The 23608-nt window shown below is 72.6% G+C and carries 25 protein-coding genes and 1 tRNA gene; 7 read left to right on the top strand and 19 right to left on the bottom strand.

Annotated elements, in window-relative coordinates:
• Positions 1-2 precede the first annotated feature (2 nt).
• Genes EXE59_RS08700 through EXE59_RS08690 form a run of 3 tightly spaced genes read right to left on the bottom strand, consistent with a single transcriptional unit; the run spans position 3 to position 3977 of the window.
• Positions 3-2012 carry a VWA domain-containing protein gene (locus tag EXE59_RS08700; protein ID WP_135838551.1) on the bottom strand — a complete coding sequence of 670 codons (2010 nt, stop codon included), beginning with the start codon at positions 2010-2012 and terminating at the stop codon, positions 3-5.
• Positions 2009-2548 carry a GNAT family N-acetyltransferase gene (locus EXE59_RS08695; protein WP_168218452.1) on the bottom strand — a complete coding sequence of 180 codons (540 nt, stop codon included), beginning with the start codon at positions 2546-2548 and terminating at the stop codon, positions 2009-2011. The genes EXE59_RS08700 and EXE59_RS08695 overlap by 4 nt, the downstream gene beginning before the upstream one ends.
• Before the next feature lie 10 nt (positions 2549-2558).
• A complete protein-coding gene (locus EXE59_RS08690; RefSeq protein ID WP_246056638.1) occupies positions 2559-3977 on the bottom strand; it encodes a sigma 54-interacting transcriptional regulator in 1419 nt (472 codons plus the stop codon).
• A gap of 157 nt (positions 3978-4134) precedes the next feature.
• On the opposite strand from EXE59_RS08690, the gene EXE59_RS08685 reads away from it, so the two are divergent.
• The 3 genes from EXE59_RS08685 (at position 4135) to EXE59_RS08675 (ending at position 7971) form a co-directional block, all read left to right on the top strand.
• Positions 4135-4575, top strand: a complete 441-nt coding sequence (locus tag EXE59_RS08685; protein ID WP_135838549.1) for a pyridoxamine 5'-phosphate oxidase family protein — start codon at positions 4135-4137, stop codon at positions 4573-4575.
• Between the two features lie 136 nt (positions 4576-4711).
• Positions 4712-6133 carry an HNH endonuclease signature motif containing protein gene (locus tag EXE59_RS08680; RefSeq protein WP_135838548.1) on the top strand — a complete coding sequence of 474 codons (1422 nt, stop codon included), beginning with the start codon at positions 4712-4714 and terminating at the stop codon, positions 6131-6133.
• A 263-nt stretch (positions 6134-6396) separates the two neighbouring features.
• Complete coding sequence (locus EXE59_RS08675) at positions 6397-7971, top strand: GAF domain-containing sensor histidine kinase (RefSeq protein ID WP_168218451.1); 1575 nt, start codon at positions 6397-6399, stop codon at positions 7969-7971.
• 58 nt (positions 7972-8029) lie between these two features.
• Here the strand turns inward: EXE59_RS08675 and EXE59_RS08670 are convergent, their stop codons facing one another.
• The 3 genes from EXE59_RS08670 to EXE59_RS08660 form a co-directional block, all read right to left on the bottom strand.
• Positions 8030-8623: a hypothetical protein gene (locus tag EXE59_RS08670; protein ID WP_135838546.1), complete on the bottom strand. Its 594-nt coding sequence runs from the start codon at positions 8621-8623 to the stop codon at positions 8030-8032.
• 123 nt (positions 8624-8746) lie between these two features.
• Positions 8747-9397 carry a response regulator gene (locus tag EXE59_RS08665; protein ID WP_135838545.1) on the bottom strand — a complete coding sequence of 217 codons (651 nt, stop codon included), beginning with the start codon at positions 9395-9397 and terminating at the stop codon, positions 8747-8749.
• A gap of 49 nt (positions 9398-9446) precedes the next feature.
• Positions 9447-9953 (bottom strand): GNAT family N-acetyltransferase, encoded by a 507-nt coding sequence (locus EXE59_RS08660; RefSeq protein ID WP_135838544.1) that lies wholly within the window; start codon positions 9951-9953, stop codon positions 9447-9449.
• 94 nt (positions 9954-10047) lie between these two features.
• On the opposite strand from EXE59_RS08660, the gene EXE59_RS08655 reads away from it, so the two are divergent.
• Positions 10048-10437 carry a VOC family protein gene (locus tag EXE59_RS08655; protein ID WP_135838543.1) on the top strand — a complete coding sequence of 130 codons (390 nt, stop codon included), beginning with the start codon at positions 10048-10050 and terminating at the stop codon, positions 10435-10437.
• Between the two features lie 10 nt (positions 10438-10447).
• Here the strand turns inward: EXE59_RS08655 and EXE59_RS08650 are convergent, their stop codons facing one another.
• Positions 10448-10984, bottom strand: a complete 537-nt coding sequence (locus EXE59_RS08650; RefSeq protein ID WP_135838542.1) for a DinB family protein — start codon at positions 10982-10984, stop codon at positions 10448-10450.
• Positions 10985-11098: 114 nt separating this feature from the next.
• Positions 11099-11638 (bottom strand): hypothetical protein, encoded by a 540-nt coding sequence (locus EXE59_RS08645; RefSeq protein ID WP_135838541.1) that lies wholly within the window; start codon positions 11636-11638, stop codon positions 11099-11101.
• A gap of 52 nt (positions 11639-11690) precedes the next feature.
• On the opposite strand from EXE59_RS08645, the gene EXE59_RS08640 reads away from it, so the two are divergent.
• Entirely contained in the window at positions 11691-12038 is a 348-nt protein-coding gene (locus EXE59_RS08640; RefSeq protein WP_135841198.1) for a YchJ family protein, read from the top strand.
• Between the two features lie 4 nt (positions 12039-12042).
• Here the strand turns inward: EXE59_RS08640 and EXE59_RS08635 are convergent, their stop codons facing one another.
• The 5 genes from EXE59_RS08635 to EXE59_RS08615 are packed head-to-tail and all read right to left on the bottom strand — an operon-like array spanning position 12043 to position 16338.
• Positions 12043-12672 (bottom strand): YigZ family protein, encoded by a 630-nt coding sequence (locus EXE59_RS08635; RefSeq protein WP_135838540.1) that lies wholly within the window; start codon positions 12670-12672, stop codon positions 12043-12045.
• Positions 12669-13682 (bottom strand): YihY/virulence factor BrkB family protein, encoded by a 1014-nt coding sequence (locus EXE59_RS08630; RefSeq protein ID WP_246056636.1) that lies wholly within the window; start codon positions 13680-13682, stop codon positions 12669-12671. Before EXE59_RS08630 ends, EXE59_RS08635 begins: the two co-directional genes overlap by 4 nt.
• 35 nt (positions 13683-13717) lie before the next feature.
• A complete protein-coding gene (locus EXE59_RS08625) occupies positions 13718-14497 on the bottom strand; it encodes a sulfite exporter TauE/SafE family protein (RefSeq protein WP_135838539.1) in 780 nt (259 codons plus the stop codon).
• A gap of 12 nt (positions 14498-14509) precedes the next feature.
• Positions 14510-14950, bottom strand: a complete 441-nt coding sequence (locus tag EXE59_RS08620) for a hypothetical protein (RefSeq protein ID WP_135838538.1) — start codon at positions 14948-14950, stop codon at positions 14510-14512.
• Positions 14947-16338, bottom strand: a complete 1392-nt coding sequence (locus EXE59_RS08615) for a cystathionine beta-synthase (RefSeq protein WP_135838537.1) — start codon at positions 16336-16338, stop codon at positions 14947-14949. Before EXE59_RS08615 ends, EXE59_RS08620 begins: the two co-directional genes overlap by 4 nt.
• A gap of 61 nt (positions 16339-16399) precedes the next feature.
• Between EXE59_RS08615 and EXE59_RS08610 the strand changes: the two genes are divergently transcribed.
• Positions 16400-17446, top strand: a complete 1047-nt coding sequence (locus EXE59_RS08610; RefSeq protein ID WP_135838536.1) for an SGNH/GDSL hydrolase family protein — start codon at positions 16400-16402, stop codon at positions 17444-17446.
• Between the two features lie 84 nt (positions 17447-17530).
• On the opposite strand, the gene EXE59_RS08605 is transcribed toward EXE59_RS08610, so the two are convergent.
• Positions 17531-18346 (bottom strand): Bax inhibitor-1/YccA family protein, encoded by an 816-nt coding sequence (locus EXE59_RS08605; protein WP_135838535.1) that lies wholly within the window; start codon positions 18344-18346, stop codon positions 17531-17533.
• A 348-nt stretch (positions 18347-18694) separates the two neighbouring features.
• On the opposite strand from EXE59_RS08605, the gene EXE59_RS08600 reads away from it, so the two are divergent.
• A complete protein-coding gene (locus EXE59_RS08600; protein ID WP_135838534.1) occupies positions 18695-20662 on the top strand; it encodes an elongation factor G in 1968 nt (655 codons plus the stop codon).
• Positions 20663-20666: 4 nt separating this feature from the next.
• Here the strand turns inward: EXE59_RS08600 and EXE59_RS08595 are convergent.
• The 5 genes from EXE59_RS08595 to EXE59_RS08575 all read right to left on the bottom strand — a co-directional run bounded on the left by EXE59_RS08595 (position 20667) and on the right by EXE59_RS08575 (position 23594).
• Positions 20667-20740, bottom strand: a tRNA-Leu gene (locus EXE59_RS08595).
• Positions 20741-20759: 19 nt separating this feature from the next.
• Entirely contained in the window at positions 20760-21317 is a 558-nt protein-coding gene (locus EXE59_RS08590; RefSeq protein ID WP_135838533.1) for a peptide deformylase, read from the bottom strand.
• 11 nt (positions 21318-21328) lie between these two features.
• The gene (locus tag EXE59_RS08585) at positions 21329-21847 is read right to left on the bottom strand and encodes a glycine cleavage system transcriptional repressor (RefSeq protein ID WP_135838532.1); all 519 of its coding nucleotides are present in this window, start codon (positions 21845-21847) and stop codon (positions 21329-21331) included.
• Positions 21844-22677, bottom strand: coding sequence for a uracil-DNA glycosylase (locus EXE59_RS08580; RefSeq protein ID WP_135838531.1), 834 nt, complete (start codon positions 22675-22677; stop codon positions 21844-21846). Before EXE59_RS08580 ends, EXE59_RS08585 begins: the two co-directional genes overlap by 4 nt.
• Positions 22674-23594 (bottom strand): Ppx/GppA phosphatase family protein, encoded by a 921-nt coding sequence (locus EXE59_RS08575; protein WP_135838530.1) that lies wholly within the window; start codon positions 23592-23594, stop codon positions 22674-22676. The genes EXE59_RS08580 and EXE59_RS08575 overlap by 4 nt, the downstream gene beginning before the upstream one ends.
• Positions 23595-23608 lie beyond the last annotated feature (14 nt).

Here is a 23608-nt window from a genome sequence, read left to right as displayed (position 1 = left end):
CCTCAGACCCAGAACCCGCGACCCCCGCCGTAGAAGTCCCCGAAGTGCTCGCGGTAGGACGACGCGGGACCGCGCGAGCCGAGGTAGGACCCGACGACCGCCGCACCGAGGTCGTCGAGCTCGGGACTGACCATGCGACCGTCGACCCGCCTGGCCATCGAGTCGATGAATCGCGCCAGGCCGGGGTCCTCGCCGAGGCGGAAGAACGTGGTCTGCGCGCCGAGCCGGGCCGCTGCGTCGAGCTCGCGCACGGAGTGGGCGATGGTCAGGGGGTGCGGCGGGTAGGAGAACCAGACCTCGCCGTCGGCCTCGAGGTGCGCGGTCGGCTCGCCGTCGGTGACGACGAGCAGGACGGGCTGGGCGTTGGGGTGCTTGCGGAAGAACCGGTTGGCGAGGAGCAGCCCGTGGTGCAGGTTGGTCCCCTTGTCCCAGCGGGCGTCGAGCGCGGTGAGCTCCTCGATCTCCATCACCTGGGCGTGCCGGCCGAAGGCGATGAGCTGGAGGTCGTCGCCGCGGAAGCGTGACCGGACGAGCTGGTGCAGCGCGAGCGCGGTGCGCTTCATCGGCACCCAGCGCCCGTCCATCGCCATCGAGAACGACGTGTCGACGAGGAGCGCCACGGCCGCCTGGGTGCGGGCCTCGGTCTCGGTGACCTCGATGTCGTCGACCTGGATCCTGACGGGGGACGCGCCTCCGTCCCGCAGGACCGCGTTGGTGATCGTACGCGGCACGTCCCACGGCTCGGTGTCGCCGAACTCCCACCGCCGGCTCGACCCGGTCGGCTCGCCGGCCACCCCCGTCGTACGGGTCTCGCGGGTTCCCGAGCGCCCGCTCATGCGGTCGGCGACGTCGCGCAGCAGCGCCTTGCCGAGCTGGCGCATCGCCTTGGGCGAGAGCCGCAGTTCGCCGTCGGAGCCGCGCTTGAGGTAGCCGCTGTCGCGCAGCGCCCGCTCGAGCTCCTGGAGGGTCCTCGCCGCCACCGCCGCGTCGGGGCCGAGCTGCCTGGCCAGCGCGTCGAGGTCGACGTCGTCCATCCGGGCGCCGTGGTGCGACTGGGCGAGCTGGTCGGCCAGGGCGTCGAGCTGGGCGAGGTCCTGGAGCGCCCCGGTCCCGTCACCGAGACCCATCCCCTGGTCTCCCTCGAACGACTCCGACCCCGACCAGTCCTCGCCCGGTCGGAGCGCCTGCAGGTGGGCGTCCATCCGGGCCAGCTGCTCCATCAGCGCAGGCGAGCCGAACGCCTGCTGGGACAGCTCCATGAGCTCCTGGCGCTGCTCGGGCGTCATGGAGTTGAGCATCCGCTGGGCCGCGGCCGCGCGCTGGGCGAGCTGGTCGAGCAGCTCGTCCATGTCCTGCGGGGTGCGCCCGTCCGAGTCGGCGAAGTAGTCGCCGTGCTTGTCCATGAAGTCGCGGAACTCCTCGTCCGTGACTCCGCCGGCAGCGTGCTTCTCGAGCAGGTCGTTGAGGTCGGACAGCATCTCCTGCACGGCCTGGCGGTCTTCGTCGGTGGCCCCCTCGAGCGCCTGCTTCATGCCGGCGAAGCGCTGGTCGAGCAGCTCCCGTCCGAGGAGGTCCTTGATCTGCTCGTAGGCCTCGCGCGCCTCGCTGGACTGCCAGTCGTACGACGCCAGCTCGCTCACTGCAGCCGGGGTGGAGGTGGGCAGGTTGTCGAGCATGAGCTCACGGAACGCGCGGTCGCCGTCGTCCATCGTGATGTCGCGGGCGAGCTGGCCGCGCTCGGCGAGGACGGCCTTGTCGAGCAGTTCGCGGACCTCGCGCATCGTGCCGTCGAGGTTGTTGCGCTGGAGGATCTCGCGGCGCCGCTCGGCGACCTTCCTAGCGAGCTCGTCGAGCCCGGCCTGGTCGGTGCCACCGCGGCGCAGGAACTCCCGCATCGCGCGCTCGGGCGAGTAGCCGGCCATCACGTCCTGGCCGATGGCGTCGAGCGCCTCGGCGAGGTCGACCGGCGGCGCGAGCGGGTCGCCACCGTCGTACTTGCGGAACCGGCTCATCGCGGCCTCGTCCCCAGTGTCTTGCGCATCCACACGTCGTCGGGCCACTGCCGGTCGGTGACCCGCTCGACCTCACGGAACCCGCGGGCGACGTAGAAGTCGTAGGCCTGGTCGTTGCCGTCGACGACCTCGAGCCACAGCTCCTCGCCCTCGACCATCGACTCGACCTCCGCGAGCAGCCGGCTGCCGATGCCGCGACCGTGGTGGTCGGGGTGCACGTAGAGCTTCCACATCACCTCGCGGTCGCCGGTGACGTGCGGGAACTGCCGGTAGGACTGCGAGAGCCGGCCGAGGTCGGCCAGCGCGACGACCTCGTCGTCCCACTCGGCGACGAGGTGCGCGTTGCGGGCCAGTGACTTCTCGAAGACCTCCGGGATCCACCACTCGTCGAGCATCCGCTGGGCGTACGCCTCGTCGATCGGGCCGTAGGTGGGCGGCACGACGGCCTCGCCGAGGGCTCGGAAGGCGGGGATGTCCGCGACGGTGCCCTGGCGGACGCGTGGTTTCGAGGCTCGCTGCGCTCGCACCTCAACCACCGAGGGAACGTCAGCCATAGAAGGTCTCGCCGCCGTCGGTGTCCTTGCCGATCTTGCGCGCGAGGTAGAGGCCCTCCAGGGCGAGCTCGATGGCGGCGGCACGCTCACCGTCGTTGGTGGCGCCGACGCACTCGCACACCACGTCGTAGAGGTCCGACTCCCCCAGCACCGGCAGCCCGGCGAGGAAGTCGCGGGCGCCGACCCGCGCGCCGGTGCCGACCATGGCGCCCTCCTCGATGGCCTCGACGAGCAGGCGCAGGTCGATGCCCGCGAGGTGGGCACGCACCGTCTCGGCGACGGCCGTGCGCAGCAAGTGGGTGAGGATCTCGCTCTCTCTGCCCTCCTCGCCGGTCTCGAACTCGATCTTGCCGCCGAGCACGTCGACCGCGGTCTCGAGGTCGACGACGCGCGCCACCGCCTCGTCCTCGCCCTGGGTGGTCGCGCGGTGCAGCGCGGCCGCCGCGATCGTCTCGGCGCCCGCGATGGCGAAGCGGGCGCTCACGCCGGAGCGCTGGTCGACGGACTGGGAGTCGCGCAGGTGGCGGGTGAAGCGTGCGAGCACCTCGAGCAGGTACGCCGGCACGGTGGCGACGAGGTCGGCCTCCTGCTCGATGACGGCGATCTCCTGCTCGACCTCGCGGGGGTAGTGCGTGCGGATCTCGGCCCCGAAGCGGTCCTTCAGCGGCGTGATGATGCGGCCGCGGTTGGTGTAGTCCTCGGGGTTGGCGCTGGCCACCACGAGCACGTCGAGCGGCAGCCGCAGGACGTAGCCGCGGATCTGGATGTCGCGCTCCTCCATCACGTTGAGCATCGCGACCTGGATCCGCTCGGCGAGGTCGGGCAGCTCGTTGATCGCGACGATCCCGCGGTGGCTGCGCGGGATCAGGCCGAAGTGGATGGTCTCCGGGTCGCCGAGGTGGCGACCTTCGGCCACCTTCATCGGGTCGACGTCGCCGATCAGGTCGGCGACCGACGTGTCCGGCGTCGCCAGCTTCTCGGCGTACCTCTCGTCGCGGTGCCGCCACGAGATGCGCAGGTCGTCGCCGTACGTCGCTGCCGCCTGCTGCGACGTCACCGTGATCGGGTCGTAGGGGTGCTCGCCGAGCTCGGAGCCGGAGATCACCGGGGACCACTCGTCGAGCAGGCCGACCAGGGAGCGCAGCAGCCGGGTCTTGCCCTGGCCGCGCTCGCCCAGCAGCACCACGTCGTGGCCGGCGAGCAGCGCCCGCTCGACCTGCGGGATCACGGTGTCGGCGAACCCGTGCAGCCCCGGCCAGGGGTCCACACCGGCCGCGAGGCGCTCGAGCAGGTTGTCGCGCAGCTCCTGGCGCAGCGACTTCAGCTGGTGGCCGCTCTCCCGGAGCTGGCCGAGGGTGCTGGGTGAGGGGTGCTGGGTCTGCTGGTCGTCCACGTGGGTCGCGTCGGTCACGTCCTCCACGCTAGACCTGCCGGTCAACGTGGAGTGCGCTCGAAGTCAGCCCTTCCCGGCCGACGAGCGACTCCCGCCCCTGTCGCGTCGGGACCTTCGACCCTGCCCGCGGTCGGCGGTGCGGGCAACGCTGGGACCTCAGACACAGGAGGCTCCCATGCACACCACCCACGACCTCTCCCGCGAGGACTGCGCCCGCCTGCTCGTGTCGGGCATCGCGGGCCGGGTCGCCGTCGGCACCCCCAACGGACCCCACATCATCCCGGTCAACTACGCCGTCGACGGGGAGTCGATCCTGATCCGTACGACCGCCTACAGCCTGCTCGGCACCTACGGGCGCGACGCGCAGCTGTGCTTCGAGGTCGACCAGTTCGACTACGAGCTCAAGCGCGGGTGGAGCGTCGTCGTGCGGGGTCGTGGGTCCTTCGTCGACGACCAGGACGAGCTCGCCGAGATCGCCCGGTCCTGGCAGCCCCGGCCGTGGGCGACCGGGCAGCGCAACCTCGTGGTCCGGATCCCGTGGACCGAGGTCAGCGGCCGGCAGCTCGGCGGCGGCTGGGACCCGTGGGAGCACCTGCCGGTGCGACGGCTCGCCTAGGGGCAGTCAGCACCTCGGTGGTCGAGGTGCGAGCCCTTCGAGACGCCTCGTCACTCGGCTCCCAGGATGAACTTCGTGGGCCACGAACCGTCCACAGGCATGGCCGCTGTCGCATCCGACGACTACAATCAAACGCATGATCGAGACGGTGGCCGCCGAGGCGCGAGGGGTCGCAGACGACCTCTCACCCGCCGAGGTGCTGTCAGCGATCCGTGACCGCAAGGCCGCCGAGGACCGGGCCGCGGCCGACCAGCTGGTCCTCGCCGCCAGGTGGGCGGACCTGCACCCGCCGGAGTCGATCCACACGGCGGCGTCGTTCACGGTTCCGGGGTCCCAGCACGAGGAGCCCATCGCCGGTGAGGGTGCCCCGTTGGTGGCGGAGTTCTGTGTGGCCGAGCTCGGCACCACGCTCGGAATCACCAGCACGGCCGCGAAGAAGCTCATCGGCCACGCCCTCGAGCTCCGACACCGCCTGCCCCGGTTGTGGGAGCAGGTCCACGCCGGTGCGGTGCCCGCCTGGCGGGCCCGGGCGATCGCGGACACCACCATCCACTCCACCCCTCCCCTCACCGCCGAGGCCGCGGGGTTCGTCGACGCGCAGGTCGCCGCCGTCGCCGGACGGGTCGGGTCCGCGCAGCTCGACCGGCTCGTCGCCGAGACCATCGGGCGCTACGACCTCGCGACCGCCGACCCCGCTGCGGATCCCGAGGACGGCTACCTGCACGTCGACCCACGTCACGTCACCGTGGACACCGACGACGTGCACTACGCCGGCACCCTGCGGATCGAGGCCGAGGTCGACATCGCCGACGCCCTCGACCTCGACCGCGCCCTCGCCCACCACGCCGCCACCCAGGCCGCCCTCGGATCCCTGCTGCCGCTCGACGCCCGACGAGCCAAGGCCCTCGGGGACCTCGCCCGGACCCAGACTGCTCTGGATCTCGCCGGCGCCGGCGGCGACGCCGACGAGCCGGACCTGCCCGTCGCCCGTGCGGTCGTGATCCACGCCCACGTCGACGCCTCCTTCTCCGGCGACACCACGGTGTTCGGTCCCACCGGCCGGATGGAGAACGGTCAACGCCTGGTCCTGCTCGAGCAGATCCAGTCCTGGTGCGCCGACTCGCGCACCGAGGTCACGATCAAGCCCGTCATCGACCTCAACACCACGCTGACCGCGCAGACGCGGAAGGTCCCGGCAACGATCCGCGAACAAGTGATCCTGAGGGATCGCACGTGCGTGTTCCCGTTCTGCTCCCGACCTGCCCGGCGCTGCGACATCGACCACATCATCCCGTGGGACGACGACGCCCACGCCGAGGGCAGACCCCAACCCGGCCCGACGACCACGAGCAACCTGGCCTGCCTGTGCCGGTTCCACCACCGCCTCAAGACCCACTCACCCTGGCGTTACGAGATGACCACCCCAGGAGTGTTCGCGTGGACCTCACCGCACGGGCACCGCTACCGCCGCGACCACACCGGCACCACCGACCTCGAGCCGCTCGTCCGCGGCGAGTCGCCAGCCCCACCCGGCATCCCGCGACCACGCCGACGATGACCCCGCCCCACACCCCGCCAGACGAACGACCGGCGGGGTTGCAGGCACGTGCTGACGACCGCGCAGCACCAGGCGTCCGCTTCTACGCCACCAGGCGCGTCGACGACCGGTCGGCTCAGCATGATGACCAGGGAAAGAAGCCACGGGGCGCCGACGAGCACGACAGCACCCAGTACAGCTGGCCGGCGGTCCCGTCGAGATGTCGCTGGTCCCTCGGCGCTGCTCGACCACCGAGGGAGATGACGGAGGGGGATGATGTGGGCGTGACGCACACTCCCTCACCGGACCTCGGTGCCGACGCCCGCTCGCTGCTCGAGGCGGTCACCGCCATCTCCAGCGACCTCGACCTCGCCAGCGTGCTCACCCGCATCGTGGAGGCGGCGACAGCCCTCACCGGTGCCCGCTACGGGGCCCTCGGGGTGCTGGGCAACGACGGTGGCGAGCTGGTCGAGTTCGTCACCACCGGCCTGGACGACCGCACCCGCGCCCTGATCGGCGACCTCCCGCGCGGGCGCGGCATCCTCGGCGTGATCATCGAGGACCCGTCCGGACTGCGCCTGGCCGACCTGAGCGCCCACCCCTCGTCGGTGGGCTTCCCGCCCAACCACCCGCCGATGACGTCGTTCCTCGGCATGCCGGTGCGGATCCGCGGCACCGTCTTCGGCAACCTCTACCTCACCGAGAAGGCCGACGGCGGGCCGTTCACGGACGCCGACGAGAGGCTGGTCGAGGAGCTGGCCCGCACGGCCGGCTACGTGATCAGCAACGCCCGCTCGTTCGCGCTCAGCGAGCGGCGGCGGCAGTGGCTGGAGGCCTCGGCCGAGCTCGCCGAGCTGCTCCAGCCGCCCGTCGACCTCGACGACGTGCTGCCCCAGATCGTCTCCACCGCCCGGCAGGTGTCGCGCGCGAGGGCCGTCGCCCTCTGGTCGTCGCTGGGCCCGGACCACGACACCGTCAGCGTCGCCCCGGACGCCGACCCCGCCTGGGTGGCCGACGTGCTCGCCGAGGCCCGCGACAGCGTCGAGCCCGACGGCAGCGCCTCGGCGGTCGCCACGTACGCCGCCGGCGTACCCCTGGTCGTCGTGCCGCTGCGGTCGCACCTCGCGCCGGTCACCGCGCTCGTCGCGGTCTCCCAGCCGGGCGCCGGCCTGCTCGACGTGCAGGACCGCGACCTGTTCGCCGGCTTCGCCGACCAGGTGGCCCTGTCCCTCGACCGCACCCAGGCCCTGGCCGACCGCCAGGAGCTGGCGCTGATCTCCGACCGCGAGCGCATCGCCCGCGACCTGCACGACATCGTCATCCAACGGCTCTTCGCGACGGGGCTGCAGCTGCAGGGCGTCGCCGCGATGGCCGGCAACGACGCGGTCACCGAGCGCCTCGACAGCTCCGTGGGTGAGCTCGACGACACCATCAAGGCGATCCGTGGCACGATCTTCGAGCTCCAGGACCGCCGTGGCGACTCACTGCGCGCCGCCGTGCGCAGCCTGGTCAAGGAGTACGTCCCGGTGCTCGGGTTCACCCCGGTCGTGCGCACCTCCGGGCCGGTCGACACCGCGGTCCCGCCGGCCCTCGGGTCACAGCTGCTCGCGGTGCTGCGCGAGGCGATCTCCAACGTCGCGCGGCACGCGCTGGCCGACAGCGCCGAGGTCGACCTGGTCGTCACCGGCGACCTCCTCGAGCTGCGCGTCGCCGACGACGGCGTGGGCCTGCCGGACGAGGTCTCCGAGAGCGGCCTGCGCAACGCCAGGCGCCGCGCCGACGACCTGGGCGGCACGCTCCTGGTCTCACCCGTGGGCGAGCGCGGCACGGCCCTGGTCTGGCGCGTCCCGCTGCGCTGACCACACGCCAAGGGACCCGACGCCGGGGGACGGCGCCGGGTCCGGTGAGGGACTGGTCTCACCTCAGGACGGGGTACTTCTGCACCACGTCCGTGCGGTTCCACCAGTGACCCAGCCCCCACGTGGTGCCGGCTGCGCCGAGGGCGAGGACGGCCATCACGATCACGCCGACGAGGTGGTCGTCGACGACCGGGTTGTTCTCCAGCGGGAGCACTGCGGCGTACATGAAGGCGTACATCAGGGCGCCGGCGGCGGTGCCGATCCGCATGCCCACCCCGAGCAGGAGGGTGATGCCGATGCCGAGCAGGCCGATCATGAACAGCCAGTCCACCCAGGCCTGTCCGGCCATGGAGTTGAACATCTCCTTGAAGGGGTTGTCCGCTGGGACACCGAAGGTCAGGAAGCCCTCGGTGGGGCTGGCCCCGTTGATCCACGCGGCGTCACCGAACCGGTCGAGGTTGCCCTCCTGGTCGTAGCCGGTGTGGAAGCCCAGGGCGAAGGTCTTGTCGAGGAAAGCCCACAGGAAGGTGATTCCGAAGGCGATCCGCAGGACGGCGAGGGCGCGGGCCAGTCCGGGGCTGCGGACTTCCTCGGTCTCGGAGGTGGTGACGCCTTCGGTGCTGATGTGGTGCTGGCGGTGGATGACGTTCATCGTCATCTCCTCCTCTTGTGGTGGGTTTCCGGGTCACCACCAGATTCCCTTCTCCCGGCTGCGGGCAGCAGGGTCGCCGGTCACCCCGTCGGCGGGACCTAGGTCCCCAGCGCGGAGGGCCTGTCAGCGAGGGGCGTCGCCGAGCAGCTTCGAGGCCAGCACGGCCGCCTGCGTACGCCGCTCGAGGCCGAGCTTGGCGAGGATGCTCGAGACATAGTTCTTCACCGTCTTCTCGGCGAGGAACATCTGCTCGGCGATCTGCCGGTTGGTGAGCCCCTCCGCGATGTGGCCCAGCAGCACCCGCTCCTGGTCGGTCAACGAGGCCAGCTCGTCGGGCGTGCCCGGGCCGTTGCGGATCCGCTCGAGCACGGTGGCGGTCATCGCGGGGTCGATCAGCGACTTGCCGGCCGCGACGTGGCGCACCGCGGTGACCAGGTCGGAGCTGCGGATCTCCTTGAGGACGTAGCCGGCGGCGCCCGCCATGATCGCGGCGAACAGCGCCTCGTCGTCGTCGTAGGACGTGAGGATCAGGGCGTTGATGGTGGGGTCGACCGCGCGCACCGAGCGGCACACCTCGATGCCGGAGCCGTCCGGCAGCCGCGCGTCGAGGACCGCGACGTCGGGCCGCATCGCCGGGATCCGGGCCGCGGCCTCGGCCGCGGTGGCGGACTCGCCCACCACGACGATGTCGTCCTGCTGCTCGAGCAGGAACCTCAGTCCCTGACGGACGACGTCGTGGTCGTCGAGGAGGTAGACGCGGATCGGGTCGGCCATGTGTCACATTCCACCAGACGGGCGCCCGGTCCGCTGCCCCTCGCGGACCTCAGTCGAGCTCGAGGTACATCACGTGCAGCCCGACGCGGCCCCGGCTCGGGGTCTCGAAGGCGCGGGGAACGGTGCCGACGACCTCGAAGCCGAGGTCCTGCCAGAGCCGTACGGCGGCGGTGTTGGTCTCCACGACGGCGTTGAACTGGATGCCGGCGAAGCCCTGCTCGCGGTGCCAGTCGACCATGTGCTCACCGAGCCGTCGGCCGACGCCGCGGCCCCGGGCCTCCGGGGCGACCATGAAGGAGGCCGTGCCGACGTGGGCGCCCCGCCCGGGTCGGTTCGGTCCCATCTTGGCCGACCCCAGGACCCTGCTGTCCTCCGTGGTGTCCTCCGTCGTGTCCTCCGTCGCGACGACGACGTGGCTGCCGTCGAACCACCACCCGCGGGCCGTCTCCGACGTCGCGCCCAGCGGATAGGCGTACGTCTCACCGTCCTCGACGATGTCGCGCCAGAACGGCCAGATCGCGGGCCAGTCGTCCTCGGTCGCGGTCCTGATGATCAACGGATCTCCTTCGATTCTCCGGTCTGGAGCAGTCTCCCGGCAGTCCGGCCGCGGGCGCACAGTGGGTGGTGACCAGGCAACAGAGGAGGCGCTCATGTCGCTCACACACCGTACGGTCGCGATGATGCTCCCGGTCACCGACGTCGACCGCGCCCGCACGTTCTACTCCGAGTCCCTGGGGCTCGACTACACCGGACCCAACGACGAGGGCGCCGCGGTCTTCGCGCTGGACGGCGGATCGTCGCTCGTCCTGCTGCCCCGCCCCGACAGCCACCCCTCGGAGAGCACCGCGATGAGCTTCGAGGTCGACGACATCTCCGCCGAGATCGGCGAGCTGGAGGGCCGCGGCGTCGTCTTCGAGGACTACGACCTGCCCGACCTGCGCACCGTCGACCACGTCTGCGTGCTCGGCTCCGAGAAGGCCGCGTGGTTCAAGGACCCCTCCGGCAACGTGCTCTGCCTGCACGAGGACCTGACCCGCTGACCTGACCTGCTCAGACGTCCGTCGCGCCGTCGATCGACTGGCGGATGAGGTCCGCGTGGCCGGCGTGACGGGCGTACTCCTCGAGCATGTGGGCCAGCACCCACCGCAGCGTGGCGGTCTCCCCCTTCTCGGGAGGCCGGGGCCTGGCCACGCGCCTGCCGAGGTCCGGGTCCGCGGCCAGCGCGGCGTCGAGGCACGCGTCCGAGCGCGCGATGGCCGCCGCGAGGAGCGAGTCCAGCTCGGCGTGCGGGGTGCCGGCGGCGCTGTGCCAGTCCCAGTCGGGGTCGTCGCCCCAGGGGGCGGTGTCCCACGGCGGGGCGGGGTCGCGCGCCGCGAGGTTGTAGGAGAACCAGTAGTCCTCGACGAAGGCGAGGTGCTTGAGCATCCCGCCGAGGGTCAGGTCGCTCGGCGGCAGCGTCTGTGCGAGCTGCTCGTCGGTGAGCCCGCTGGCCTGGAGCCGGACGGTGGCGCGGAAGTGGTCGAGGTAGGAGCGCAGCATCCCGACCTCGTCGTTGCTGAAGGACGGCTCGGGCCGCTCGATCGTCATGCGCCGCACCGTAGTGCGCAGACGCGCGGACAGAACACTGGATTTCGGCGTCCCGCCCCGCTGGGACGGGGCGGGACGACCGAGTTGTGTCCGCGCGTCCACGTCGGGGCTGCGTCAGAGGGTCGGGCCCTCGCCGCGCAGCTTGTCGACCTCGGCCATCGCGTCGCGGAGCTGGCCGAGCCACTCGTCGGCGTGCTCCCCGACGAGCCGGACCGACCACGCGAGGGCGTCGGACCGGGAGCGGGCGACGCCGGCGTCGACCAGGGTGTCGAGCACCCGCCGCTCGGGCTGGCGCAGCCGCGTCATCACGGGTGCGGCGACGTGGGTGAACAGCGCCTCGGTGTCACCGAGCCGAACCCCCCACGACACCTTGCGCTGATAGCGCGCCTGCGCCTCGAGCGCGATCTCGATGCGCTCGGCCCTGGTCTCCGAGCGGAAGCGGCCGATGCGACCCTCCGCCTCGGCCCCGCTGACGTCGTCGGCGGCGAGGGTGCCCACCACCAGGATCTCCTCACGGTCGACGGTGACGTCGACCGCGCTGAACCATGCCTCGGGCAGCCGCCCGTGGAACCACTCGGACGCATCGCTCGCGTCCGGCAGGTCGGCGACCTGCCACCCGCCGCGGCGACCGCGGCGGCTCTCGTCTGATTTCATGCTTACATAATTACACCGCAAACCAAACGGCGTCGATAGGGTCGGCCTCGTGCTGACAGTCCCCTGCCCCTGCGGGACCGGCGAGGCGTACGACGCCTGCTGCGGACCCCTGCTGGCGAACGCCGCCCGGGCCGAGACGCCCGAGCAGCTGATGCGCTCGCGCTACACCGCCCACGTCCGCGGGGACGCCGACCACCTGTTCCGCACCTGGCACCCGCGGACCCGTCCCGACGAAGTCCGCCCCGCCCCGGGGACCCGCTGGACCGGCCTGCGGGTCCTCGCCGCGGAGGGCGACACGGTCGAGTTCGTGGCGTCGTGGGAGGGCGGCTCGATGCACGAGGTCAGCCGGTTCGAGCAGCGCGCCGGCCGGTGGGTCTACGTCGACGGCGTGGTGGACTGACCGGTCACCCGTCGAGGTCCACCCAGCGCTCGCCGACCCGCTCGAGCAGGCCCGCGCCCGCCGTCGCCGCCGCGACCACCTCCCCGAGCCGGTCCACGTCGCCGGGCGTCGCTGCTAGCAGCAGCCGCACCCGCGCGTCGTACGCCACGTCGAGGACGCGTACGCCCCGCGCCCGCAGCTCGCCCTCGACCCGGCCGGCGTCGGCGTGGTCGAGCTCGAGGGCCAGCTCGGTGAGCAGCGCACGCCGCAGGGTGCCCGCCTCCGCCAGCGCGGCACGGACCGCGTCGCCGTAGGCCCGCACCAGGCCGCCCGCCCCCAGCAGCGTCCCCCCGAACCACCGGCTCACGACGGCGGCGACGTCGCTGACCCCGGCCCCCTTGAGCACCTCGAGCATCGGCGCCCCCGCGGTCCCTGCGGGCTCGCCGTCGTCGGAGGAGCGCTGGATCGTCCCACCGGGTCCGAGCACGAACGCCGAGCAGTGGTGGCGCGCGTCCCAGTGCTCGCGGCGCAGCGAGGCCACGAGCCCGCGCGCCTCGTCCTCGTCGGCCACCCTGCGCAGCGTGCACAGGAAGCGGGAGCCGCGGTCCTCGACCTCGCCCGTGGCGTCGCCGGCGACAGTGAGGTAGGTCGTCACGCCGGCCTGTCGGCCGGCTCGTCGGGCTCCCGTTCGGCGGGCCCCGGCTCCCAGCGCACCACCACCTTCTCGAAGCCCTTGTGCCGCTGCATCCGGGCGTAGAGGGCGTACGCCTCGCGGTCGGCGTCGGTCAGCTGCACGTTGTCGGTGAAGGGGGTCAGCAGCGCGCGCGGCCACAGCCGGCGCGCGAGCACCACGTTGACCTCGGTCGCGAGCACCGCCATCACGGCGCCGATCCAGAGGAAGCCGATGAGTCCCAGGACCAGGCCGAAGGTCTTGGTCATCGACGAGGTGTTGACCAGCACCCGGTCGACGTAGGCCGCGCCGCCGATCTGGAGCACCTGCCACAGCACGGCGAGGGTGAACCCGCCCGGCGCCGCTCGCCAGAACGAGTGCTGGCCGGTGGCCGCGAAGCGGAAGAGGTAGGCCAGCCCGGTGCCGACGACCAGCACGGTCAGCACCGGCAGCAGCGTCTTGAGCCCGTCGCCGATCACCTCGGTGAACACGTCGGTGGTGCTGGCGATGGTGGAGACGACGGTGACCGCGAGCAGCGACAGCCCGGCGGTCAGGAGCAGCAGGAGCGTCTTGACGCGGGCGTAGAACGGGTTGGGGCGGCTGTTGCGCGGGACGGACCACGCCACGTGCTGGGTGTTCTGCAGCGCCTGGCCGAGCCCCATCGCGCCGTAGAGGGCGGCGAGGGCGCCGACGACGACACCGGCCACCGAGCCCTGGAGCCCCTGCGGTCGACCGAGCTCGTCGCCGATGATGGGGAACTGCGAGAGCGCCGAGTTGAGGATGCTCTCCTGCCACTGGGGCTCGCCGCGCAGGAACAGGCCCAGGATCGAGGTGCCGAGCAGCATCAGCGGGAAGATCGCGATGAAGGCGTAGTAGGTCAGCGCCGCCGCGAGGTAGGGGCCCTGGTCGTCGAAGTACTTGTAGACCACGGCGAGGGGGAAGCCGATCACCGGGTGGCGGCGCTGGAACGCGTCGACTGACCCCACGGCTCCCACGAGGGGAGGCTACCGCCTGGGTGCACGGCCGCCGGTCACCACCAGCCGAGCAGGTCCCCGCCGATCCGCACGACGAAGCCCGAGACCACGACGAGGAAGAACGCCCGGACGAACCTCGCACCACGCGCCATCGCCAGCCGCGCCCCGAGGTAGCCGCCGGTGATGTTGGCCGCCGCCATCGGCAGGGCCAGCTGCCAGAGCACGGCGCCCTGCGGGACGAAGACGGCGAGGGCGGCCAGGTTCGTGGCCCAGTTGGCGAGCTTGGCCTTGGCCGAGGCCTCGAGGAAGTTGTAGCCGAGCAGGCCGACGAGCGCGAACACGAGGAACGAGCCCGTCCCCGGCCCGATCGCCCCGTCGTAGAACCCGATCGTGAGGCCGGTCAGGGTGACCGCCGTGAGGTGCTGCCCGCCCTGGAAGCGCAGGCGGGTCAGCTCGCCGACGCTCGGCTTGAACCAGACGTATCCCCCGACCAGGACCAGCACGACGAGGATGATCGGGTCGAACGCGCTGCGCGGCAGCAGCGAGGCGACGAGCGCGCCGCCGGCCGACCCGATCCCGGCGGCGAGCATCAGGGGCAGGAAGGTGCGCGGGTCCGGGTGGATCCGCCGGACGTACGTCGCGGCGCTGATGGAGGTGCCACAGAAGGACGCCAGCTTGTTGGTCGCCGCGATCTGCACGACCGACGCGCCGGGCAGCCCGACCAGCAGTGCCGGCAGCTGCACCAGCCCCCCGCCACCGACGACCGCGTCGACGAAGCCGGCCACCAGGGCCGCGAGGACGAGGAAGAGGACGACCTCGAGGGACAGGTCCGACATGACGAGCGCCCCTCAGCTGGGCGTCGTGTCCCGGCTGAACTCCTGCACCACGACGGCGTCGTAGTCCTCGGGCATGGTGGCGCTCAGGCCCGGGCAGACGAACTGCTGGGACTGGTCCTCGAGCATCGTGGCCGCCGAGCAGCTGAGGGTCGCGACGGGTGATCCGTCAGCGGAGAAGACCATCTCGAAGAGCGCCGCGCGCTCCTCCTCGGACCGGTTGGTGATCGTCCCCTTGACCTCGGGGGTCGTCACCTCGTCGGCGCCGGCCGACCGCTCGATCCCGTTGAGCTCCCACCCCTCCTCGACGGCGAAGGAGTTCCAGGAGAACGCTTCGCCTAGCTCGACCTCCACCGGAGCGGTCTCGGTGTTGAGGTCGTCGCCGCAGGCGCTGAGCGCGCCGGTGAGCAGGCCGAGGCAGGCGAGGGCCCCGAGGGCCCGGGCGGCGCGCGTCACGATGCGGCCACGAACGTCAGGAGGTCCTGGCGGGTGAGCACGCCGATGGGCTTGCCGTCCTCGTGGACGAGCACCGCGTCGGCCTTCTCGAGCAGCCGGACCGCGTCGGCGGCGGCCTCGGTGGACCCGATCGTCGGCAGCGCCGGGGACATGTGGTCCCCGACGGGGTCGTTGAGCTTCGCCGAGCCGGCGTACAGCGCGTCGAGCAGGGTCGACACCGACACCGAGCCGGCGACCTCGGCCGCGACGATCGGCGGCTCGGCCCGGACGACCGGCATCTGGCTGACGCCGTACTCCTGGAAGATGTGCACGGCCTCGGCGATGGTCTCGCCCGGGTGGGTGTGCACCAGGTCGGGCAGCTGCCCGGACTTGCCGCGCAGCACCTCGCCGACCGTGCGGTGGTCGGCCTGCTCGCCGGTCGCGAAGCCGTACTGGCCGAGCCACTCGTCGTTGAAGACCTTGGTGAGGTAGCCGCGGCCGGAGTCGGGGAGCAGCACGACGACGACCGCGTCCGTACGCCCCTCCGCGGCGAGCTCGTGGGCCAGGGCGCGGGCGGCGAAGGCCGCCATGCCGGCGGAGCCGCCGACCAGCATCGCCTCCTCGCGCGCGAGGCGGCGGGTGAAGGCGAACGAGTCGGCGTCGGAGACCTCGATGACGCGGTCCGCGACGGTGCGGTCGTAGGTCTCGGGCCAGAAGTCCTCGCCGACGCCCTCGACGAGGTAGGGGCGGCCGGTGCCGCCGGAGTAGACCGAGCCGGCCGGGTCGGCGCCGACGACCTGGATGTCCGGGTTCTGCTCCTTGAGGTAGCGACCGACGCCGCTGATCGTGCCGCCAGTGCCCATGCCCGTGACGAAGTGGGTGATCCTCCCGTCCGTCTGCGCCCAGATCTCCGGACCGGTGGTCTCGTAGTGGGAGCGCGGGTTGTGCGGGTTGGAGTACTGGTCGGGCTTCCACGCGCCCGGCTGGGAGGCGAGCCGGTCGCTCACGTTGTAGTAGGAGTCCGGGTGCTCGGGCGCCACGGCGGTCGGGCAGACCACGACCTCGGCGCCGTAGGCCTTGAGCACGTTGCGCTTGTCCTCGCTGACCTTGTCGGGGCACACGAAGACGCACTTGTAGCCCTTCTGCTGGGCCACCATCGCCAGCCCGACGCCCGTGTTGCCGGAGGTCGGCTCGACGATCGTGCCGCCGGGCTGGAGCTCGCCCGAGGCCTCGGCGGCCTCGATCATCCGGCTCGCGATGCGGTCCTTCACCGAGCCGCCGGGGTTGAGGTACTCGACCTTGGCCAGGACCAGCGGTCCGTCTGCCTCCGCAGGGAGGTCCAGCGTCCGGCCGAGGCGGACGAGCGGGGTGTTGCCGATCAGGTCGAGGAGCGAGTTCACGTACTGCACCCGGCCAATCTAGCCGTCTACTGCTGCGTAACCTGCAACGCCGGCTGGGTACGCTCGGGGTGTGGGGGCAACTGGAGCAGCACGCAAGCTGGCATCGGCCGCGGCCCTGGGGGGCGGCGGCCTGTCGGTGCTCGGCGCCGGCCTGTACGGGGTGCTGGTCGCCGAGGCGAAGCTCGCCCGCAGGATCATCGGCAACGCGACCGGCGCGCCGCCCGACGCGACCGGCTGGTACGGCCGCGGCCGCCCGGGCCCCGCGATCCGGATCGCGCTGCTGGGTGACTCGAGCGCCGCGGGCTACGGCGTGCACCGCGTCGAGGACACCACCGGCGCCCACCTCGCGACCGGCGTGGCGGCGCAGGCCGACCGCCGGGTGCACCTGCGCTCCTTCGCCGTCGTCGGCGCGCAGTCGAGCGCCCTTGCCGACCAGGTCGACGCTGCCCTCGGCACCCATCCCGACCTCGCCGTCGTGCTGGTCGGCGCCAACGACGTCACCCACTCCGTGCTCCCATCCGCCTCGGTGCGCCACCTCGCCGAGGGCGTACGCCGCCTGCGCGAGGAGGGCGTCGCCGTCGTCGTCGGCACCTGCCCCGACCTCGGCACCATCCGGCCGATCCCGCCGCCGCTCAAGCAGGTGGCGCGCGAGTGGTCGCGCCGGCTCGCCGCCGCCCAGACGATCACCGTCGTGGAGAACGGCGGCCGCTCGGTGTCCCTCGGCGACATCCTCGGCCCCGAGTTCGACGCCGCGCCCGCGGTGCTCTTCGGACCGGACCGCTTCCACCCGTCGGCCGACGGCTACAAGCAGCTCGCGTCGGTGCTCATCCCGTCGTGCCTCGCCGCGCTCGACCTGCTGCCCGAGGACGAGGCCTTGCCCGAGCCCCGCCGCCGCGAGGGCATCCTGCCGGTCGCCGCCGCGGCCGTGCGCGCGGCCCGTACGCCCGGCACCGAGGTCGACGGCACCGAGGTCGGCGGCAACCAGCGCGGCCTGCGCGGGCGCTGGGTCGAGCTGCGCCACCGCCGCCGCCGCCCGGCCACCGAGGCCGAGTCGCCGGACCAGGACGAGGAGCAGGACCCCGACGACGTGGTCGATCCCGTCCCCAGCCAGCGCTGAGGTTCCTTCCGGTCGAGATGACGACGGCCCGCCCGAGCTGAGCTCGGGCGGGCCGGAGTGTCGAGCAGGAGGTGATTCGGCGGATCAGTCGCCACGCAGGATCGCGAGGATCCGCAGCAGGTTGGTGTAGATCCAGACGAGGGCGACGGTCAGGCCGAAGGCCGCGCGCCACGACTCGCGCTCCGGGAGGCCGGCGGCGACGCCGTTCTCGACGAAGTCGAAGTCGAGGATCAGCATGAAGATGCCGAGGACGAGGCCGGCGAGGGCGAAGATGAAGCCCAGGCCGCCGCTGCCGTAGAGGCCGGTGTCGATGCCGAAGAAGCCGAGGACGATCGACAGCAGGCCAAGGCCCACCATGCCGAACATGCCCGCCACCACGCCGCGGCGGAACTTGTCGCCGACCTTGATGTCGAGGACCTTGTAGGCGGCGAGCGTGCCCGCGAAGGCGGCGAAGGTGCCGAGGACGGCGCTCATCACGATGCCGGGGAACTGCGCCTCGAACAGCTTGCTGATCGCACCCAGCGCGACCCCCTCGGCGACGGCGAAGGCCATCACCAGCGCGGGGCTGATGACGCGCTTGAAGGAGTTCACGAGCGACAGCAGGAACGCGCCACCGGCACCGAGCATCGCGAGCAGGTAGACCTGACCCAGGTCTGCGCTGCTGCTGACCTCACCGGTGTACCACCAGGTGGCGAACGCGGCGGCGAAGACGAGCGCGATCGAGATCGCGGTCTTCTGGACCACCGAGTCGACGGTCATCCGGCTCTGGTCGACCTGGCCCGGCGTGCCGGTGCCCCACTGGGACGGGTCGGTGACCGTGTCGCCGTAGCCCGGGTAGGCGTTCGACGAGGCGCGGTTGAACTCCTCGGAACGGGCGAAAACGGGATTGTTGCTCTTCATGGTCTCTCCTTGGAGGCCGCCCCCGGAGGTTCCGGGGGGTCGACGCGTCGCGGTGACGACGTCCGTGTGCGTTCCTCCACTCTAGCCGGGGGAACACCCGTTCAAACGCGCACGGGGCAGGCGCTGTTCCCGTCACAGCAACTTCTCAGGTTGCCCGCGGGCCGCGGAGCGGGCGAGGCAGGTGCACCGCCGCTGCGCCGTCGGCCGTAATCCGGTTGCCCTCGCGACGTCCTGCTGCCTAGCGTGCCGGGGAAGCCGGAGAGGCCGGCCACGGCGACGTCCCAGGAGGCACCGAGATGCGAGCAACGCACGCTCCCGTCCGCATCCACCTCCTCGAAGGGACCCCGCGTGCCTCCACGCTCATCCGAACGATCGCTCAACCTGGGCATCCTCGCCCACGTCGACGCCGGTAAGACCACCCTCACCGAGCACCTCCTCCACCTCGCCGGCGTCGTCGACCGGCCCGGCTCGGTGGACGCCGGCACCACGCAGACCGACAGCCTCGCCCTCGAGCGCCGCCGCGGCATCACCATCAAGGCCGCGGTCGTGGCGTTCCCGCTCGAGGACCTCGTCGTCAACGTCATCGACACCCCCGGCCACCCGGACTTCATCGCCGAGGTCGAGCGCGTCCTCGGGGTGCTCGACGGCGCCGTGCTCGTCCTGTCGGCCGTCGAGGGCGTGCAGCCGCAGACCCGGATCCTGATGCGCGCCCTGCAACGCCTGCGCGTGCCGACGCTGCTCTTCGTCAACAAGATCGACCGGGCGGGCGCCGACGTCGACGCGGTCCTCGAGGCGATCCGTCGCCGGCTCTCGCCGTCGGTCCTGCCCATGGGGACGGCGGCCCGGCTCGGCGCCGGGACGGCGGCGTTCACCCCGTACGCACCCGACGACCGCGCCTTCCGCGAGCGCGAGGTCCTTGCGCTGGCCGAGCACGACGACGAGCTGGTGAGGGCGTACGTCGAGGGCAGGGACCACACGGCGGAGCAGCTGCGCGCGCTCGTCGCGGACCAGACCCGGTCCGGGGATCTGCACCCCGTCTTCGCCGGGTCGGCGGTCACAGGCGCGGGCGTGCCGGAGCTGGTGGCCGGCATCGCGACCTTCCTGCCCTCCGCGCCGCCGGCGGAGGGCGAGGCCGACGCCGGCGGGCCTCCGTCGGGCCGGGTGTTCAAGGTGGACCGCGGGCCGGCCGGCGAGAAGGTCGCGTACGTGCGGACGTTCTCCGGGTCCCTGTGCGTGCGCCAGCGGCTCGAGCTGCCCGGCGCTCGGTCCGGCAAGGTCGCCGGCATCCAGGTCTTCCGCGACGGGCAGTGGACCCGCGCTCCCGAGGTCCGTGCGGGCCAGGTCGCGCGGCTGCTCGGGCTCGGCGCGGTCCGGGTGGGCGACGGGTTCGGCACGTCGGCCCGCGCGGAGGAGCACCACTTCCCTCCGCCCACGCTGGAGGCGTCGCTCGAGGCGTGCGACCCGCGGCAGGGACCCGCGCTCCGCGTCGCGCTGGCCCAGCTCGCCGACCAGGACCCGCTGATCGCGGCACGTCCCGACGAGGACGGCCGGCCCACGGTGTCGCTCTACGGCCGGGTGCAGCAGGAGGTCATCGCCTCGACGCTGGCCGAGGAGCACGGCATCGAGGTCGACTTCTCCGAGGCGAGCGTGCTCCACGTCGAGCGGCTGCGGCGGGTCGGGTCGGCGGTGGAGCGGTTCAACACCCCGACCAACCCGTACGGCGCGACCATCGGGCTCCGGCTCGAGCCGGCCGCCCCGGGTTCGGGGGTCCGGCTCGACCTCGAGGTCCCGGCCCGCGACCTCCCGCTCCACCTCTTCAAGACCGTCGAGCACTTCACGACCGTCATGGCCCAGCACGTCGGCCGGGCGCTGGCGCGCGGACTGTCGGGGTGGGAGGTGACCGACTGCCGGGTGACCCTCACCGAGGCCGGCTACCGGTCCGGGGACGGGCCGCCCTCGCAGCGGGGTCCGTTGCCGACCGCGCTGGACTACCGCAGCCTGACACCGCTCGTCGTGCGCCAGGCGTTGGAGCGTGCCTCGACCCTCGTGTGCGAGCCGCACCTCCGCGTCGACCTGGAGGTGCCGACACGGGACGCTCCGCAGCTGCTGCGGCTCCTCGGCAGCTGGGGGGCCGAGGTCACCGGCCAGACCGCCACCGCTGACCTCACCAGGATCGAGGCGCGCCTGGTGGCGGCCCGCCTGCACGGCCTCCAGCACCAGCTGCCGGACCTCACGGGCGGCGAGGGCGTGCTGGAGGCACGGTTCGACCGCTACCAGCCCGTCCGCGGGCGCGGACCCGTGAGGAGGAGGTCGTGACGAGTGCCCCGGCTGGGGTTCGAACCCAGACTGTGCGGTTTTTAAGACCGCTTCCTCTACCGGTTGGGATACCGGGGCCGGCGACCTGGCGGGCAGGTCAGAGGTACGTCCTGCGAGCGTAGACGGCGTGCGCTCCGGCCGTACGGTCGAGGAACAGCAGACCGTCGCAGTGGTCGATCTCGTGCTGGAGCGCCCGTGCCTCGAAGGCCCCGGCCTCGAGCTCGACCTCCTCGCCGCTCCCGGGGAGCTGGCCGCGCACGACGATGCGGCTCGGGCGCCGGACGTCGCCGGTGAGGTCGGGCACGGACATGCAGCCCTCGCGGGCCTTCTCCTTGCGACTGCCGGAGACGACCTCGGCGTTGCACAGCACGAACGTGCCGTGGTGGTCGCGGGTCTTGGGGTGCTCCGACACGTCGACACAGAAGACCTTCGCCCCCACCCCGATCTGCGGCGCGGCCAGGCCGACGCAGCCGGGCGAGACCCGCATGGTGGCGACGAGGTCGGCGGCGAGCCGTACGACCTCCGGCGCGGTCGGGTCGACGAGGTCGCCGACCGTGGACAGCACGGCGGCGGGGGCGCGTACGACCTCGCGCAGCTCCCCGGCCACGCCGAGGTCGGCCTCGGTCCACGCCAGGACCCGGGGGTTCACGCTCATCGGTGCGGCGCTCAGAGCTCGTCGGTCTCGGCAGCGCGCAGCGTCACGCCGACACCGAGGTCCGCCGCCACGACTGCCAGGTCGCGCTCGACCGAGGCGACGTCGACGCCCGCGGGGAGGTCGACCTCGGCGACGAGGAGGTAGAGGTCGCCGGCGAGCCGCGTCGTCAGGTCGGTGATGTTGCCCCCGACGCCGGCGATCACCGCGACAACGGCGGACACGATGCCGGGGCGGTCGCCACCGTGCACCGACAGGATCCACGACGTGCCGGCGGCAGGAGCGACGGCCTCGACGGGCACCTCGCGGACCGTGACCGTCAGGCTGCCGTCGGCGGCCAACGGCGCCAGGGCCGCCTCGATGTCGGCGTCCTCCGCGGCGCCCTCGCAGACCAGCATCATCGCGAAGTGGCCGCGCAGCAGCGTCATCGTCGAGTCCTCGAGGTTGAGGCCCAGCCCGGCGAGCCTGCCGGTGGCCTCGGCGATGATGCCGGGACGGTCGTGGCCGAGGACGGTGATGGCGTGGAGGGTCACACAGGCAAGTCTGTCAGCGCCCTCGCGCGCTCGAAGACCGCGTCCGTCATCTCGGCGCTGAGCCGCTTGGTGTAGGTGTTGTGCGGCGAGGGGTGGTAGCACCCGAGGAGGGTCACGCCGCCCAGCCCGACCTCCGCGCCGTGCCCGAACTTCGGCCGGGTCGCGGGCGCCGGCGCGCCCGCGGCGACCAGCGAGCGAAGCGCGCCGGCCCAGCCGAACGAGCCGAGCGCGACGACGGCACGCACCGTGGGGAGCAGGGCCAGCTCGGCGGCGATCCACGGCGCGCAGGTGTCGCGCTCGACGGAGGTGGGCTTGTTCTCCGGAGGGGCGCAGCGCACGGTCGCGACCATCCGCGCGTCGACGAGGCGCTGGCCGTCCCCGGCGTGCTCGCTGGTGGGCTGGACGGCCCAGCCGGTGCGGTGCAGGCTCGCGAAGAGCCAGTCCGCGCTCGGGTCGCCGGTGAAGATGCGCCCCGTCCGGTTGCCCCCGTTGGCCGCGGGCGCGAGGCCGACGATCAGCAGCGAGGGCTCCGGCGAGCCCCAGCCCGGGATCGGCCGCCCCCAGTAGGGCTGGTCGGCGAAGGACGCCCGCTTCTCGCGCGCCACCTCCTCGCGCCAGGTCACCAGTCGCGGGCAGGCGGAGCACACGCTCACCCGGGCGTCGAGCTCGTCGAGGTCGGCGCCGCGCGCGAGCCGGCGTACGTCGTCGGCGTCGCGCGCGACGGGCGTGCCCGCCGCGGCGGGGTCGTCCGGCCAGCCGGTGCCGGGCTCCACCGGGCTGGGGAACTCCCCGCCGACCACGGGGTGCGGGAGCCCGACCGGCCCGCTCATCGGCCGATGGCAGCGGCCATGCCGTGCAGGATGTCGGCCTCGGACACGACGTGCTCGGGCACCGGCACACGGGCCAGGATGCGGCTCCAGATGAGCGCCCCCGCGGCGATCACGTCGGCACGGCCGGGGTGCATGTAGGGCAGGGCACGCCGTTCGGCGACGGTCATGGCGACGAGCGCGTCGACGAAGGACGCCGTGGCGGCGTTGGGCAGGACGGCGTGGTCGAACGCCTCGCGGTCGTAGCTGTCGAGCGCGAGGACCCCGCACGCCAGGGTCTTGATCGTGCCGGACGTGCCGATGACCGTCCGGGTGCGCTCGAGCGGGATCCCGCCGCCGTCGAGCTGGGCGTCGATGTCGGCGACGCACGCGGCGACCTCTGCCGCGGTCGGTGGGTCGGTGTGGAGGTGGCGCTCGTGGAGGCGTACGGACCCGATGTCCAGCGAGACGGCCTGCCGCCGGTCGCCCTCGCCGAGCACGAGCTCGGTGGAGCCGCCGCCGATGTCGACCACCAGCACCGGCTCGGGTGGCCTCGGGACCTGCGCGGCGATCGCACCGGCGTAGACGAGGGCGGCCTCCTCGTCGCCCGACAGGACCTCGGGCTCGATGCCCAGCCGGCGGCGTACGCCCTCGCGGAACACGGCCGCGTTGCTCGCGTCGCGGGTGGCCGAGGTCGCGCAGAAGCGGACCCGCGCCGGCGGCACGCCGTGGCGACGGATGGTCTCGGCGAACTCGTCGAGGGCCGCGAACGTGCGCGTCAGCGCCTCGTCGGCGAGCTCGCCGGTGCGGTCGACCCCCTGGCCGAGCCGGACGACCCGCGAGTCGCGCAGCACGGTGTCGAGGCGTCCGTCGTCGCGCACGGTGCCGATCAGGACCTTGATCGAGTTGGTCCCGCAGTCGATGGCCGCGACGGTGCTCATGCGGGCCATTGTGC

The organism is Nocardioides eburneiflavus (assembly GCF_004785795.1).
GTDB lineage: Bacteria > Actinomycetota > Actinomycetes > Propionibacteriales > Nocardioidaceae > Nocardioides > Nocardioides eburneiflavus.
The sequence above is the reverse complement of the archived record's forward strand: the minus strand, read 5'-3'. Positions and strand labels throughout refer to the sequence as shown.